The sequence below is a fragment of the Frigoribacterium sp. PhB116 genome (assembly GCF_004364285.1).
Lineage (GTDB): Bacteria > Actinomycetota > Actinomycetes > Actinomycetales > Microbacteriaceae > Frigoribacterium.
Genome location: NZ_SOBE01000001.1, coordinates 1,168,160 through 1,181,781, shown reverse-complemented (window position 1 = coordinate 1,181,781; position 13,622 = coordinate 1,168,160). Strand labels below are relative to the sequence as shown.

General features: G+C 71.8%; 16 protein-coding genes. 7 read left to right on the top strand and 9 right to left on the bottom strand.

What is annotated here, in order from left to right; all coding sequences use genetic code 11:
• Positions 1-34: 34 nt before the first annotated feature.
• From EDF20_RS05370 to upp, 5 genes are all read right to left on the bottom strand, one after another.
• Positions 35-1,489 (bottom strand): serine hydrolase domain-containing protein, encoded by a 1,455-nt coding sequence (locus tag EDF20_RS05370; RefSeq protein ID WP_123546739.1) that lies wholly within the window; start codon positions 1,487-1,489, stop codon positions 35-37.
• Between the two features lie 42 nt (positions 1,490-1,531).
• Positions 1,532-2,926, bottom strand: coding sequence for a deoxyribodipyrimidine photo-lyase (locus EDF20_RS05365; protein WP_133737901.1), 1,395 nt, complete (start codon positions 2,924-2,926; stop codon positions 1,532-1,534).
• Positions 2,923-3,423 carry a MarR family winged helix-turn-helix transcriptional regulator gene (locus EDF20_RS05360; protein WP_133737900.1) on the bottom strand — a complete coding sequence of 167 codons (501 nt, stop codon included), beginning with the start codon at positions 3,421-3,423 and terminating at the stop codon, positions 2,923-2,925. The genes EDF20_RS05365 and EDF20_RS05360 overlap by 4 nt, the downstream gene beginning before the upstream one ends.
• Before the next feature lie 327 nt (positions 3,424-3,750).
• Positions 3,751-4,518 carry a winged helix-turn-helix domain-containing protein gene (locus tag EDF20_RS05355; protein ID WP_133737899.1) on the bottom strand — a complete coding sequence of 256 codons (768 nt, stop codon included), beginning with the start codon at positions 4,516-4,518 and terminating at the stop codon, positions 3,751-3,753.
• A gap of 488 nt (positions 4,519-5,006) precedes the next feature.
• The gene (gene upp, locus EDF20_RS05350) at positions 5,007-5,639 is read right to left on the bottom strand and encodes a uracil phosphoribosyltransferase (RefSeq protein WP_123546735.1); all 633 of its coding nucleotides are present in this window, start codon (positions 5,637-5,639) and stop codon (positions 5,007-5,009) included.
• Between the two features lie 56 nt (positions 5,640-5,695).
• On the opposite strand from upp, the gene EDF20_RS05345 reads away from it, so the two are divergent.
• Positions 5,696-6,160: a nucleoside deaminase gene (locus tag EDF20_RS05345; RefSeq protein WP_279586169.1), complete on the top strand. Its 465-nt coding sequence runs from the start codon at positions 5,696-5,698 to the stop codon at positions 6,158-6,160.
• Positions 6,161-6,231: 71 nt separating this feature from the next.
• Here the strand turns inward: EDF20_RS05345 and EDF20_RS05340 are convergent, their stop codons facing one another.
• Entirely contained in the window at positions 6,232-7,194 is a 963-nt protein-coding gene (locus EDF20_RS05340; RefSeq protein WP_133737898.1) for a cation diffusion facilitator family transporter, read from the bottom strand.
• Between the two features lie 42 nt (positions 7,195-7,236).
• Here EDF20_RS05340 and proC point away from each other — a divergent pair, with 42 nt between their 5' ends.
• Positions 7,237-8,088 (top strand): pyrroline-5-carboxylate reductase, encoded by an 852-nt coding sequence (proC, locus tag EDF20_RS05335; RefSeq protein ID WP_133737897.1) that lies wholly within the window; start codon positions 7,237-7,239, stop codon positions 8,086-8,088.
• Positions 8,089-8,130: 42 nt separating this feature from the next.
• On the opposite strand, the gene EDF20_RS05330 is transcribed toward proC, so the two are convergent.
• On the bottom strand, positions 8,131-8,802 hold the full coding sequence (locus EDF20_RS05330) for a TrkA family potassium uptake protein (protein WP_123546732.1): 672 nt from the start codon (positions 8,800-8,802) through the stop codon (positions 8,131-8,133).
• Positions 8,795-10,252: a potassium transporter TrkG gene (locus EDF20_RS05325; RefSeq protein ID WP_123546731.1), complete on the bottom strand. Its 1,458-nt coding sequence runs from the start codon at positions 10,250-10,252 to the stop codon at positions 8,795-8,797. Before EDF20_RS05325 ends, EDF20_RS05330 begins: the two co-directional genes overlap by 8 nt.
• Positions 10,253-10,286: 34 nt before the next feature.
• On the opposite strand from EDF20_RS05325, the gene EDF20_RS05320 reads away from it, so the two are divergent.
• The 5 genes from EDF20_RS05320 to EDF20_RS05300 all read left to right on the top strand — a co-directional run bounded on the left by EDF20_RS05320 (position 10,287) and on the right by EDF20_RS05300 (position 12,141).
• Positions 10,287-10,805, top strand: coding sequence for a metalloregulator ArsR/SmtB family transcription factor (locus tag EDF20_RS05320; protein WP_123546730.1), 519 nt, complete (start codon positions 10,287-10,289; stop codon positions 10,803-10,805).
• 184 nt (positions 10,806-10,989) lie between these two features.
• The gene (locus EDF20_RS05315; RefSeq protein ID WP_123546729.1) at positions 10,990-11,184 is read left to right on the top strand and encodes a helix-turn-helix domain-containing protein; all 195 of its coding nucleotides are present in this window, start codon (positions 10,990-10,992) and stop codon (positions 11,182-11,184) included.
• A gap of 106 nt (positions 11,185-11,290) precedes the next feature.
• Entirely contained in the window at positions 11,291-11,389 is a 99-nt protein-coding gene (locus EDF20_RS05310; RefSeq protein ID WP_003792170.1) for an AURKAIP1/COX24 domain-containing protein, read from the top strand.
• A 186-nt stretch (positions 11,390-11,575) separates the two neighbouring features.
• Positions 11,576-11,842 (top strand): glutaredoxin family protein, encoded by a 267-nt coding sequence (locus tag EDF20_RS16030; protein ID WP_233568987.1) that lies wholly within the window; start codon positions 11,576-11,578, stop codon positions 11,840-11,842.
• Complete coding sequence (locus EDF20_RS05300; RefSeq protein WP_123546727.1) at positions 11,839-12,141, top strand: Dabb family protein; 303 nt, start codon at positions 11,839-11,841, stop codon at positions 12,139-12,141. Before EDF20_RS16030 ends, EDF20_RS05300 begins: the two co-directional genes overlap by 4 nt.
• A gap of 81 nt (positions 12,142-12,222) precedes the next feature.
• Here EDF20_RS05300 and aspS read toward each other — a convergent pair whose 3' ends face one another.
• Entirely contained in the window at positions 12,223-13,557 is a 1,335-nt protein-coding gene (aspS, locus tag EDF20_RS05295) for an aspartate--tRNA(Asn) ligase (protein WP_133737895.1), read from the bottom strand.
• Positions 13,558-13,622: the final 65 nt, after the last annotated feature.

Here is a 13,622-nt window from a genome sequence, read left to right as displayed (position 1 = left end):
GGTCGCGGCACCGGCGGGTGCATGCAGCGCTCCGTCAGCGCGCCGGGACGGCCCGCACGCCGATCGTCTGGACGCGGGGCGTGCTCTCCGGCGTCAGCCGGATCTCGATCCGCAGCGATCCCCGCCGGGCAGGCAGCTGCCAGACCCGGTGCGAGGGCACGGCCGAGGAGGCGGCTGGCACGTCGGGCTCGTCGCGCACGATCGAGGAGGCGCCGGTCGAGGTCGCCTGCGCGTCCACGAGACCGCCGAGCGAGCCCACCGCCTCGGCCCAGAGCCGACGTCGCCGCTCGAGCGGCACGTCCAGCTCGACGTTCTCGCTGAGCAGGCCCGCGGGCACCTCGCCGCCGCGCACGACGGCCTCGACTGCGGCCGCCGCCGCGAGCGTCTCGGGCCAGGGCTCCACGACGACCCGCGCCTCCTCGGTGTCGGCCATCATGCCGTCGAGCGCGAGCCCCACGGGCACGGACACCTGGGCGTACGTCGCGTTCTCGAACCCGACGACGCCGAGCCCGGTGGCGGTCTGCCAGCGCATGTGGGCCGAGAACCCCGGGTAGCCGCCGCTGTGCGAGACGACCGTGCCGAGGTCGGGGTAGTGCTCGACGACGAGGCCGAAGCCGTAGCCGGCGGGATGCGCCCCGAGGCCGGGCACGAAGCGCTGCAGCTGCTGCATCTCGCGCCGGGAGGCGCGGCTCAGGACGCCGTCGACGTCGCCGCGGCCCTCGTCGTCGAACGCCGATGCGAGCCAGCGGGCCCAGCGGGCGAGGTCGGTAGTGGTGCCGAACAGGCCGCCGATCGGAGAGAAGGCACCGGGGCCGGAGAAGGGGAGGGGCTCCCAGCCGTCGTCGCCGCGGCGGTGGCCCACGGCGAGGCCGCCCGAGGCGTCGACGTCGCTCGTGAAGCCCGTCGACCTGAGGCCGAGCGGCTCGAGGACCGTCTGCTCGACGACCTCGCGGTACGGGCGACCCGTGACCGAGGACACGACGCGGCCGAGCAGGGCCCAGCCGAGGTTGGAGTAGGCGAAGGCCGTGCCCGGCACGCTGTCGAAGCGGAGGCCGCCGCGCAGCAGGTCGTCGAGCTCGTCGTCGGTGATCGACTCCTGTCGGTCGCCCCACGGGTCGTCGGTGGGCAGGCCGCCCGACATGGTCATCAGCATGCGCACCGTCGGCACGGGGGAGTCGGCGGTCGGCAGCGCGACGTCGGCGAAGGCGGGCACGAAGTCCGTGACCGGCGCGTCGAGCACGAGCCGCCCCTCGTCGCGGAGCGCCAGCAGTGCGACGGCGGTGAAGCTCTTCGTGCACGAGGCGATGCGGTACGCCGTGTGGGGCCCGGGCACGGCACCGCCCGGGGAGCCGTCGAGCGTGCCGCGGCTGCCGTGGTGCGTGACGCCGTCGTGGTCGAAGGTCGCGAAGACCGAGCTCGGCGCCTTCTCGTCGGACTGGCGGGCGTCGAACACGGCGTCCACGCCGGAGGTGCGGGGCGAGCTGGTCATCGTGTCTCTCGTCGGGAGGCGGGGCGCGTCAGGCAGGAAGCGTCAGACAGCGGGCGGCGGGGTGCGCCGCATCTTCTCGTAGGCGTCGAGCGCCTCGCGTCGGGACTGCTTCAGGTCGACCATCGGCTCGGGGTAGGCGTCGTCGTCGACCTCGGGCACCCACTCGCGCACGTAGCCGCGGTGCCCGTCGAACTTGCTGGCCTGCAGCTCGGGGTTGAAGACCCGGAAGTACGGTGCCGCGTCGGCGCCCGAGCCGGCCGTCCACTGCCAGTTGGCGGGGTTGTTCGCCTCGTCGGCGTCGACGAGGGTGTCCCAGAACCACGCCTCGCCCACGCGCCAGTCGACGAGCAGGTTCTTGACCAGGAAGCTCGCGGTCACCATGCGCACGCGGTTGTGCATCCAGCCCGTCGTCCAGAGCTGGCGCATGCCTGCGTCGACGAGCGGGACGCCGGTCGTGCCCCGCCGCCACCGGTCGAGGTCGGCCTCGGGGAGGTCCTCCCACGGGAACGCGTCGAACTCGGGCCGGTAGTTCTTCGTCGCGAGGTGCGGGTTCGCGAACAGCACGGTGTGGTTGAACTCGCGCCAGACCAGCTCGCGGAGGAACCCCTGCGCCTGTTCGCGGGAGGCGGCGGGCAGGTCGGCCTGCATGCGGTGCCAGACCTGGAACGGGCTGACCTCGCCCCAGCGGAGGCGGGGCGAGAGACGGCTGGTCGCCTCCTGCGAGGGGAAGTCCCGCTGCTCGTAGTCGGCGAGGTGCCCGGTCGCGAACTCCTCGAGGACGTCGAGGGCGGCGGACTCGCCCGGCGTCCACGTCTCGCGGAGGCCCGCGGCCCAGTCGGGCTGCGTGGGCAGCAGCTGCCAGGAGTCGAGGTCGTCGCTGGCGGGGAGCGCGTCGGGCGCCGTGAGCCGCTCGGGCGCGGCGAGCGGCTCCCGCGGCTCGGGCCGGCTGAGGCACGCGCGCCAGAACGGGGTGAAGACCTTGAACGGCTCGCCTGAGCCGGTCTGCACCGTCCACGGCTCGAACATCAACGAGCCCTGGAAGCTGTGGGCGTCGACGCCGTCGTCGTGCAGCGCTGACTTGAGGGCCGCGTCGACCTCGCGGGCGGCGAGGCCGTAGCGGCGGTTCCAGGACACGGCGCCGGCGCCGGTCTCGGCGACGAGCGCGGGCACCTCCGTGGCCGCCGCGCCCCGGCGCAGCGTCAGCGAGGCGCCGAGCTCGCGGAGGTCGTGGTCGAGCGAGGCGAGGCTGTGGTGCAGCCACCAGCGCGCGGCGCCGCCGAGCGCCCTGATGCCCGGCGACTGCTCGTCGAGTAGGTAGAGCACGACGACGGGGCCGCCGCGGGTGACCGCGGCGTCGAGCGCGGGGTTGTCCGCGATGCGGAGGTCGTCGCGCAGCCAGACGATCGTCGGGCTGGTGGTCGAGGAGGCGGTGCTCACGCGGTGCCGTCCGTCCCGGGCGCCGACACGGCGCCCTCGTCGTCGGGTTCCGGGTCGCCGCCGGACGACCCGGCGCGCAGCCGGGTGCAGAGGTCGGTGAGGGCCACGAGCTCGTCGTGGTCGAGGCTGCCGCCGACCCGCTCGGCGATCGCGGCGGCGTGGCTGACCGCGGTGCGACGGTAGAGCGCCGACCCCTCGTCGGTCATCGACACGATGATGCCGCGGCCGTCGCCCGGGTCGCTGTGCTTCGCGACGATCCCGCGCGAGGCGAGACGGTCGACGAGCCGGCTGATGCTCGGCTGCGTGAGCAGGAGATGACGCGTGAGGTCACGGATGCGCGCGCTGCGGCCCGGCTGGTTCGACAAGTTGAACAGCACGTCGTACTCGTTGAACGAGATCTCGTCGGTGGGGAAGCGCGCGTTGAGCTCGCGCATCACCGTGACCTGTGCCCGGAAGAGCGACTCCCAGGCCCCGACGGCCACCGCTGTGTCGCTCATGCTGCTCCTCGTGCTCGCGGTCCTCTCGAGAGTCTAGGGAAGACAGCCGACACGGGGCCGACGAGGGGCCGGTGGCCGCGCACGCCTCCGGGAACGACAGAAGGCCGGTCGCTGAGCGACCGGCCTTCATTCCCTTGCACCAGAGTTGTCCTGCAATCACATCCTGCCTCGGCCGCCACAGCAAACGACCTCGACCCGCTCACGATATAACGGCCAGGTAACGGTCGTCTAGTTATCGAAACGTTATTTTCCTGGGAACTCTCCGCGAGCGCCCATCACACGGTCGTCCCCCGCCGCGTACCCCGATCGGACGACCGTGCTGGGGTCCTAGAAGAGGTCGGGCGAGGGGGTCGACGCGTGGCGGATCGAGACGTCGGCGTGCCGGTCGAAGCGGTAGCCAGCGCCGCGCACGGTGCGGACGACGTCCTCGAACGCGCCGAGCTTCGCGCGGAGGCGACGCACGTGGACGTCGATCGTGCGCTCGTTCGGCACCTCGTCGTCGCCGTCGGCCCAGAGCCCCCCGATCAGTTCGGAGCGCTCGATCGTACGGCCCTCGCGGAGCACGAGGTACTGCAGCAGCTCGAACTCCTTGTAGGTGAGGTTCGCGGCCTCGCCGTCGAGCAGCACGCGCTTGCGCGAGATGTCGACGACCACGCCGCCGCGGGCGCCGGGCTCCTCGGCCACCTCGGCGGCCTGGCGACGGGCGGCGACGGCCGACGGGTCCTGCAGGGCGAGGCGGACGACGTCCACGTCCCGGCCGCCGGCGCCGGTGGGGGCGATCGCGACCGCGGCGTGCGTCTCGGCGGCCGGGGCGATCTGGGCGACGAGGGCCTTGATCTGCGCCACGATGTCGCCGAGCTCGGTGCCGGTCTGGGCGGCGGTGACCTCGTCGATGCCGACGTAGAGGGCGAAGCCGCGGGCCTCGGTGCCCTCCGGCAGGGCGCGGGGTCGGGGAGCAGCCGGCTCCGCGGGTGCGGCCGCAGTGGCGGCGGCGGCGGCAGTTGCGGTCCGGCTCAGCGGAGCAGCGGTCGAGGAGGTGCGAGCCGGCGAGACGGTGCGGGCTGCGGTGACGGGGCGGTCGAGGATGAGGGACATGACAGGCAGGGTCCTTGCGGGAGGGCGGCAGGACGACTCCGTGCCCGGCGGCGGCCAGGGGCAGGAGCGTCGTGCTCGATGTGTGTCGGTGCTCGATCCCGCCGGCGATGGTGCCGTGCGTCACGAGCAGTCGGTGCGGTGCACCGTCCAGACGCGCGTCGGGTGACGACGCGGATCGTCCGGGAGTCGATGACTCGACGTCCGGGTGGGGACGTGAGCTCAGCTGGCGGTGTCAGCAGCTGCGACTCGGCGAGGTGTGTGGCCGGGTCAGGCACACATTCGACACATGACCGCGTGCATCGGCATCATGATGCCGGCGCTCCCGAAGGCCTCGAGGGAGGTCGGAGCGAACACGTGGGAAGTCATGGAGCGATTCTCGGCCAGGGGCCGGACGCGTGTCAAGGCGACACGACGGAGCGCCCGATCCGTGCGCACGCCGCGAGGGCGTGGCCGGATCGGGCGCTCGGGTCGTGCAGGAGCTGGGTCGCTCAGGCGAGGCCGTAGAGGCGGTCGCCCGCGTCGCCCAGCCCGGGCACGATGTAGCCGTTCTCGTCGAGCTTCTCGTCGACGGCGCCGAGGACGACGTGCACGTCGCGTCCCTCCATCGCGGCCTCGACGGCCGCGAGGCCCTCGGGGGCGGCGAGGATGCAGACGGCGGTGACGTCGACCGCGCCGCGGTCGAGCAGGTAGTCGATGGCGGCGATGAGCGAGCCGCCCGTCGCGAGCATCGGGTCGAGCACGAAGCACTGGCGGTTCGAGAGGTCGTCGGGCAGGCGCTCGGCGTAGGTCGTCGGCTGCAGCGTCTCCTCGTCGCGGACCATGCCGAGGAACCCGACCTCGGCGGTCGGGACGAGCTTCGTCATGCCCTCGAGCATGCCGAGGCCAGCGCGCAGGATCGGCACGACCAGCGGGCGCGGCTGGCTGATCTCGAGGCCGGTGGCCGGGCCGACCGGCGTCTCGATCTCGACGGGGGAGGTCCGCACGTCGCGCGTCGCCTCGTAGGCGAGCAGCGTGACGAGCTCCTCCGTCAGGGCCCGGAAGGTCGGCGACGGCGTGTTCTTGTCGCGGAGCACGGTCAGCTTGTGGGTGATGAGGGGGTGGTCCGCTACGTGCACTCGCATAGGCTCCACGGTAGCGGAGTCGACCGGCCCGCGAGTCCCGTCCCTGGAGCGTCGCCGTGCCCCTCGTCCCGTCGCAGATCGAGGCGTGGATGGGCGACGCGCTCGCCCAGGCCGAGGGCTGCCGGGCGTCCGACGACGTGCCCGTGGGCGCGGTCGTGCTGGACGCCTCCGGCGAGGTGATCGGCGCGGGCCGCAACGAGCGGGAGCTGCTGCAGGACCCGACGGCGCACGCCGAGGTCCTCGCCTTGCGGGCCGCGGCCCGGCACACGGGCGACTGGCACCTGACCGGCACGACGCTCGTCGTCACGCTCGAGCCGTGCCCGATGTGTGCCGGTGCGATCCTCGCGGCGCGCGTGCCGCGGGTGGTCTACGGTGCGTGGGACGAGAAGGCAGGAGGCGCGGGCAGCGTCTACGACATCCTCCGCGACCGCAGGCTGCCGCACCGCGCCGAGGTGTTCGCCGGCGTGCGCGAGGCCGAGTGCCGGGCCCAGCTCGACGCGTTCTTCGCCGAGCGCCGCTAGTCCGCGATGCCGACCCGCCCATGCCCCCGCCCCCGCCGGTGCGGGTGCGGGTGCAGTCGCGGGTGCGGCCGCTAGTCGGCGGCCTTGATCACGATCGCGTCGGTGGGCGGGTCGACCCGGTCCGGCTCGTGCCAGACGTCGGGCTCGACGTAGATGACCCGCGCGATCGGCACGGCCTCGCGCACGCGTGACTCGATCGCGTCGATGGTCGACGACACGTCGCGCAGCGCCGTGCGGCCGTCCATGGCGACCTTGACGGCGACGAGCAGCTCGTCGGGGCCGAGGTAGAGGGTCTTCATGTGCACGATCTGCTCGACCTCGGGGCCGGCGGTGATCGCGGTGCGGATGGCCTCGACGTCGCCGGCGGAGGCGCCCTCGCCCACCAGCAGGCTCTTCGTCTCGATGCCCAGCACGACCGCGACGGCGACGAGCAGCAGGCCGATCGCGAGCGTCCCGATCGCGTCGAAGACGCCGTTCCCGGTGATCCAGGTGAGGACGACGCCGATCATGGCGAAGCTGAGGCCGAGCAGCGCGGCGGCGTCCTCGAGCAGCACCACCGGCAGCTCGGGCGCCTTGGCCCGGCGGATGAAGGCGGGCCAGCTCTGTGCGCCCTTGGCGGGGCGCGCCTCCTTGATCGCGGTGCGCAGCGAGAAGCTCTCGAGGCCCAGCGAGATCGCGAGCACGAGGACGGGCAGCCAGGGCACGTCGAGGGGGTGCGGCTCGCGGAGCTTCTCGACGCCCTCGTAGAGCGAGAAGACGCCGCCGACGCTGAACAGGATGATCGAGACGACGAAGGCGTAGACGTAGCGTTCGCGGCCGTAGCCGAAGGGGTGCTCGGCATCGGCGGCCTTGCGGGCCTGCTTGCCGCCGAGCAGCAGCAGCAGCTGGTTCCCCGAGTCGGCCAGGGAGTGAACGCCCTCGGCGAGCATCGACGACGACCCCGAGAAGAACCAGGCGACGAACTTCGTCACCGCGATCCCGAGGTTGGCGCCGAGCGCCGCGAAGATCGCCTTGTTGCCGCCGGACGTGCTCATGTGGAGGTCCCCTCGTGTCTGGGTCGATCTTAGGATGGCCCGATGGTCACGACTCTCCCCGCCACCGCAGTTCTCGGAGCCGGCTCGATGGGCGGTGCCGTCCTCGCGGGCCTGCTCGGCCCCGACGTCGTCGTCGAGGGAGGCATCCGCGTCACGAACCGCACCGAGGCCAAGGCGGGCCCGCTCCGGCAGCAGGGCGTCACCTCGCTGGCCACCGAGACCGACCCCGGCGCCAACACGGCCGCGGTCGAGGGCGCTCGCCTGGTGCTGATCGGCGTGAAGCCGCACATGGTGGTCGACCTGCTGGCCGAGATCGCCCCGGCCCTCGAGCCCGACGCCGTCGTCGTGAGCCTCGCGGCGGGCGTCACCACGGCCACGATGGAGGCGGCGCTGCCCGCGTCCGTCGCCGTCGTCCGCTCCATGCCCAACACCCCGTCGCACGTCGGCCTCGGCGTCACGGGCCTGAGCGCCGGCTCGCGCTCGTCCGACGACGACCTCGCGCTCGCGAGGCGGCTCTTCGAGGTGGTCGGCGACGTCGTCGTCGTGCCCGAGTCGCAGATCGACGCCCTGAGCACGATCTCGGGCTCCGGTCCCGCCTACGTCTACCTGCTGGTCGAGGCCCTGCAGGAGGCGGCGGTCGGCCTGGGCTTCACGCCCGCCCAGGCCGCGACGATGGTCCAGGGCACCTTCCGCGGAGCGAGCGAGCTGCTCGCCGCGAGCGAACTGACACCCGCCGAGGAGGCGCCCGCAGAGCTCCGCAGGCGAGTCACTAGCCCCGGCGGCACCACCGAGCGGGCCGTCGCCGTGCTCGAGCAGGGCGGACTCGCCGACCTCTTCGGCCGAGCTGCCCAGGCCGCCCTCACCCGCAACCGCGAGATCGCCGAGGGGCGCTGAAGCCGCTGAGGCCGCCCGACCGCGTCGCCCCCCCCGAGGGCGTCAGCCCTCGAGCGCCGCGAACTTCTCGATGGTCCGGCTGTCGCCCGACACGATGATGAGGTCGTGGTTGCTGATGACCGTCTCGGGCGTCGCCTCCTTGAAGGCGCCTCCCGGGCTCTTCACCCCCACGACCGTGACGCCGTACTTCGTGCGGATGTTCGAGGCGGCCAGGGAGGCGCCCCGCACCGGCTTCGGCGGGTACATCTTGACGATCGCGAAGGCGTCGTCGAACTCGATGTAGTCGAGCATGCGTCCCGAGACGAGGTGCGCGACGCGCTCGCCGGCCTCGCGCTCCGGGTAGATGACGTGGTTCGCGCCGATCCGGGCGAGGATCTTGCCGTGCGACTGGCTGATCGCCTTCGCCCAGATCTGAGGCACCTTGAGGTCGACGAGGTTGGCCGTGATGAGCACGCTGGCCTCGATGGACGAGCCCACCGCGACGACCGCGATGGAGAAGTCCTGCGCGCCGATCTGCTTGAGCGCGTCGATGCTGCGGGCGTCGGCCTGGACGGCGTGCGTGACCCGGTCGGCCCACTTCTGCACGAGCCCGGCGTCGGTGTCGACGGCGAGAACGTCGCGGTCCTGCCGCTCGAGCTGGCCTGCGGTCGCGGCGCCGAAGCGGCCGAGGCCGATGACGAGCACCGGCGCGTCGTGCTTGATCCTGTCAACCAACGATCGGTCGCTCCTCGGCTCTCGTGAACAGCTGGCGTCGCTGGCTGGCGGCCAGGGCGACGGAGAGCGTCACTGTACCAACGCGCCCCATCCACATGGTGACCGCGAGGATGTACTTCGCGGAGTCGGGCAGCCGGTCCGTGAGCCCCGTGCTGAGGCCGGAGGTCGCGAAGGCGGAGATGCACTCGAAGAGCACGTGGTCGAGCGGCTCCTTCGTGATGTGCATGATGAGGATGCTCGAGACGGCCACGATCGTCGCGCCCCAGAGCACGACGCTGACCGCGAGGCGCAGCACGTCGCTGGGGATGCGACGGCCGAACGCCTCCATCGAGCGCTGGCCGCGGGCCTCGGCGAAGGCGGCGAGGAACAGCACGGCCAGGGTCGTGACCTTGATGCCGCCGGCCGTCGACGCCGAGCCTCCGCCGATGAACATGAGCATGTCCGTCACGAGCAGCGACGAGCCGTTGAGGTCCGAGATCTGGATCGTCGAGAAGCCGCCCGACCTCGTCATCATGCTGAGGAACAGGGACTGGAACACGGTCGGACCGGCCTCGATGCCGCCGAACGTCTTCGGGTTGTCGAACTCGAGCACGATGTAGAGCACCATGCCGAAGACGATCAGGACGGCCGTCGTCAGCAGGGTCAGCTTGACGTGCACCGACCAGCGGCGGGGGTTCCGCGGGTTGCGGGCCAGGGCGTAGATCACGGGGAACCCGATGCTGCCGAGGAACACCCCGACCATGATCAGGCTGAGGAACCAGTAGTCGTTCTCGAAGGCGGCCAGGCCCTCGGCGTTGGGCGTGAAGCCGGTGTTCGTGAAGGCCATCGCCGAGTAGTAGAAGCTGTCGAGCACGGCGTCGCCGAGGGCGATCCCGTCGATGACCATCCGGGGGATCATCAGCAGCGCGATCACGAGCTGGATCACGAACGAGCTGAGGGCGACGGTCGTCAGCAGGCCGCCGATCTCGCCGAGGCGGACCGCCTGGCCCTCCGGCACCGGGCCCGCGTGGGCGCGGAGCGGGTTGCTGTCCCCGGCGGCCATCAGCCGCGCCCGGAGGCCGAGCTTCCGCGAGACGACGAGGCCCATGATCGAGGCGAGGGTCAACACCCCGATGGCGCCGATCTGCACGCCGACGAAGATCACGACGTGGCCGAAGAGCGACCAGTGGGTCGCCATGTCGACGGTCGCCAGGCCCGTCACGCAGATCACGGACACCGCGGTGAAGAGCGAGTCGGCCAGCGGGGTCACCGTGCGGTCCGCGGACGAGACGGGCAGCGAGAAGACGACCGTGAAGACGAGGATCAGCCCGGTGAAGATGAGGATCGCGAAGCGCGCGGGCGACTTGCGGCCGATGTCGTCGACCCAGTCGGACAGGCGGTGGAACACGCCCCGGGGGCCGGGGGAGGGTCCGCGCCGCGGCGCGACGGAGGCGCGCGTCACAGCCGTCATGGTACATCCGGCCCGTCGTCGTTACTGTGGCTGCATGCCCGACATCTTCGCCGTGATCGCCGACGGCACGCGCCGGGACATCCTCACGGTCCTGCTCGACGCCCACGTCTCCGCCGACTCGCGCACCGGCGACGTCAGCGTCGGCGAGATGGTGACGGCGCTCGGGCTGAGCCAGCCGACCGTCTCCAAGCACCTCCGGGTCCTCCGCGACGCGGGGCTCGTGCACGTGCGCGAGGACGGGCAGCACCGCTACTACGGCATCGAGACCGGGCCGCTCGAGGCGGTCGACGACTGGCTCGTGCCGTTCCTCGGGGCGGACCTCGCCGGTGGCCTCGACGCCGCGTCGGGGGCCTTCGCCGCCTGGGCCGGCGCGAGCGTGCCGGCACCGATCCGGCGGGCCGCCGAGTCGCTGCCGGACGCGACCGACGTCGCGAGCGGGCTGGGACGGGCCGTGGCCGATGCGCAGCACCGCGCCTCCTCGGCGCTGCACGACGCCCAGAGCGCCCTGGACGAGCGCGTGATCGACCCGGTCCGCAAGCGCCTCGGGCGCTGAGCCCCGCGCCCCGACCCGTCCCGGCGGGAGGCCTGCCGCCGCGTCGTCCCCCGGCGGTGCCCGCGACCGTTGCACCCGCGGCACACGCGCCCCTAGAGTGACCACGAGTCACAGGAACACCTCCTGTCGCTCCTGCACCGGCGTCGTCGTCGGGCTCTGCCGACCACCAGCCCCAGGAGGCGACGTGACCCACGATCTCTCGGACGTGAGGTTCCTCACCGTCGCCGAGGTGGCCGGCATGATGCGCGTCTCGAAGATGACCGTCTACCGGATGGTGCACTCGGGCGAGCTCCCCGCGATCCGCTTCGGCCGGTCGTTCCGCGTGCCCGAGTCGGCCGTCGCGGCGGTCCTCCAGAACGGCGTCGCCGACGTCGGCTGACGCGCTTTCGACAATCACGGGTCGCCCTAGTACACTGACCCGAGGCATTTTTCCGCGGTTCTGTTTCGGACCCGGTCGTCCGATCCATGAATCAGTGAGGTCCTCTATGGGTTCTGTCATCAAGAAGCGTCGCAAGCGCATGGCGAAGAAGAAGCACCGCAAGCTGCTTCGCAAGACTCGTCACCAGCGTCGCAACAAGAAGTAGACGATGCGCGAAGTGTGCCCTCGACCGTTCGGTCGGGGGCCACTTCTCGTTGATCGACCTACTTCACCTCTCACGGCGCCCTGCCGGGCGCGGGGCGCCCTGTGGCGTCGCTCCGCCCCGCCGGCAGCGCAGGAGGCGACCGCGCGACCCAGCGCCTCCTGCGACGGCCGCGCTAGGGTCGAGGGCGTGCCCGTTCCCCGCATCTCCCTGCTGACGAAGCCCGGCTGCCACCTCTGCGACGAGGCGCGCGCCGCCCTCGACGCCGTGCTGGCCGAGCCCGAGTTCGCGGCGGCCGAGCTCGGCTACGCCGAGACCGACATCCTCGGCGACGAGGCCCTGCGCGCCGAGTACGCAGAAGAGATCCCGGTCGTCCTGCTCGACGACCGCGTGCACACCATCTGGCGCGTCGAGCCCGAGCGCCTCCGAACCGCCCTCCGGAAGGCCCTCGCATGACCGTCAAGCACGTCGTCATCTGGAACCTCGTCGCCACCGACGACGCGTCGCGCGAGCACGCCGCCGCGCGCATCGACGAGCTGCTCACCGGCCTGGTCGGCACGGTCGAGTCGATCCGCTCGCTCGAGGTCGTCCGCAACGTCGCCTACCCCGACACGAACGGCGACGTCGCGGTCGTCGCCGAGTTCGACGACGCAGCGGGTCTGGACGCGTACGTCGTCCACCCGGCACACCAGGAGGCGGCGGCCGAGATCCGCACGCTCGTCACCGGACGCGGCGCCATCGACTACGAGGCCTGACCAGGCAGGACGAAGGAGGCGCGGTGCAGGTCATCCCTGCACCGCGCCTCCTTCGACGTCGGGCCCTCGGGCCCTCGTTCCCTACGGCGTGAGGCGGGTCGGTCCGCGGAACAGGAACGTCACCTCGCGGAGGTTCGGCTGGTGCAGCATGAGCATCAGCACGCGGGCCAGGCCCATGCCGAAGCCGCCGTGCGAGGGGGCCCCGTAGCGGAAGAAGTCGAGGTAGCCGCCGAGCTCCTCGGGCTTCATGCCCTTCTCGCGGATCTGGGCCTCGAGCACGTCGACGCGGTGCTCGCGCTGGGCGCCCGTGGTGATCTCGGTGCCGTTGTAGATGAGGTCGTAGCTCTTCGTGAGCTGGGGGTCGTCCTCGTGGCGCATGTGGTAGAACGGCCGGATCGACGCGTCGTAGTCCGTGAGGAACACGAAGTCGTGGTCGAACGTCTCCTTGACGTAGGCCGCGATCTGGCGCTCGCCCTCGGGGTCCATGTCGGCGTCCGCGCGGGGCACGACGTAGCCGCGGTCGGCGACGATCTGCTTCGCCTCGGCGAGGGGGATGCGGGGGAACGGCGTCGTCGGCACCGTCAGGTCGACGTCGAAGAGCTCCTTGATCGCCGCCCCGTGCTTCTCGACGACGGCGGTGAACGCGGCGACGAGCAGCTCCTCCTGCATCTGCATGACGTCTTCGTGGCTGTCCACGTAGCTGATCTCGGCGTCGACGCTCGTGTACTCCGTCGCGTGGCGCGAGGTGAACGAGGGGTCGGCACGGAAGACCGGGGCGATCTCGAATATCTTGCCGAAGCCGGCCGACTGGGCCATCTGCTTGAAGAACTGCGGGCTCTGCGCGAGGAACGCGCTGCCCTCGAAGTACTCGACCTTGAACAGCTCGGCGTTCGACTCGCTCGCCGACGCCATGATCTTGGGGGTGTGCACCTCGACGTAGCCGCGCTCGACCCAGTAGGTGCGCATCGCGTGCTCGAAGGTGGTCTGGACACGGAAGATCAGGGCGTTGCGAGGGACGCGCAGGTCGAGGAACCGCCAGTCCATCCTCTTGTCGATCCCGCTGTCGGCGGCGATCGGCGTCTCGGGGTCGGCGAGGCTGTCGACGACGAGGCCGTCGATCTTCACCTCGATGCCGCCGAGCTTGACGCGCTCGTCGTGCTTGAGCTGGCCCGTGACCGTCACGAAGCTGCCCTGCGAGAGGCCCGAGACCGCGTCGGCGATCTCGTCGGTCTCGCCTGCCTCGGCGAGCACGTCGGCGGCCGTGCGGGGACGGACGAGCTGGACGGCGCCGGACTCGTCGCGGAGGACGACGAACTGCACCTTCTTCTGGTCACGGACCGTGTCGACCCAACCGGACACCGTCACGGGGCCGTCGGGGAGGGGCGAGAGGTCGCTGATGAGGGTGCGTTCGATCACGGGGCCAGAGTTTACCGCGACGTCGAGCTTTCGGCCTCCCGTGAGGGACGTGGGAGTGCAGGCCC

What these genes read in the sequence shown, in the direction of transcription:
- upp (WP_123546735.1), bottom strand. Translation starts at nt 5,639, where the DNA reads ATGCGAGTGCACGTAGCGGACCACCCCCTCATCACCCACAAGCTGACC.
- EDF20_RS05320 (WP_123546730.1), top strand. Translation starts at nt 10,287, where the DNA reads ATGCCCGACATCTTCGCCGTGATCGCCGACGGCACGCGCCGGGACATC.
- EDF20_RS05355 (WP_133737899.1), bottom strand. Translation starts at nt 4,518, where the DNA reads ATGTCCCTCATCCTCGACCGCCCCGTCACCGCAGCCCGCACCGTCTCG.
- EDF20_RS05325 (WP_123546731.1), bottom strand. Translation starts at nt 10,252, where the DNA reads ATGACGGCTGTGACGCGCGCCTCCGTCGCGCCGCGGCGCGGACCCTCC.
- EDF20_RS05360 (WP_133737900.1), bottom strand. Translation starts at nt 3,423, where the DNA reads ATGAGCGACACAGCGGTGGCCGTCGGGGCCTGGGAGTCGCTCTTCCGG.
- EDF20_RS05310 (WP_003792170.1), top strand. Translation starts at nt 11,291, where the DNA reads ATGGGTTCTGTCATCAAGAAGCGTCGCAAGCGCATGGCGAAGAAGAAG.
- proC (WP_133737897.1), top strand. Translation starts at nt 7,237, where the DNA reads ATGGTCACGACTCTCCCCGCCACCGCAGTTCTCGGAGCCGGCTCGATG.
- EDF20_RS05370 (WP_123546739.1), bottom strand. Translation starts at nt 1,489, where the DNA reads ATGACCAGCTCGCCCCGCACCTCCGGCGTGGACGCCGTGTTCGACGCC.
- EDF20_RS05300 (WP_123546727.1), top strand. Translation starts at nt 11,839, where the DNA reads ATGACCGTCAAGCACGTCGTCATCTGGAACCTCGTCGCCACCGACGAC.
- EDF20_RS05340 (WP_133737898.1), bottom strand. Translation starts at nt 7,194, where the DNA reads ATGAGCACGTCCGGCGGCAACAAGGCGATCTTCGCGGCGCTCGGCGCC.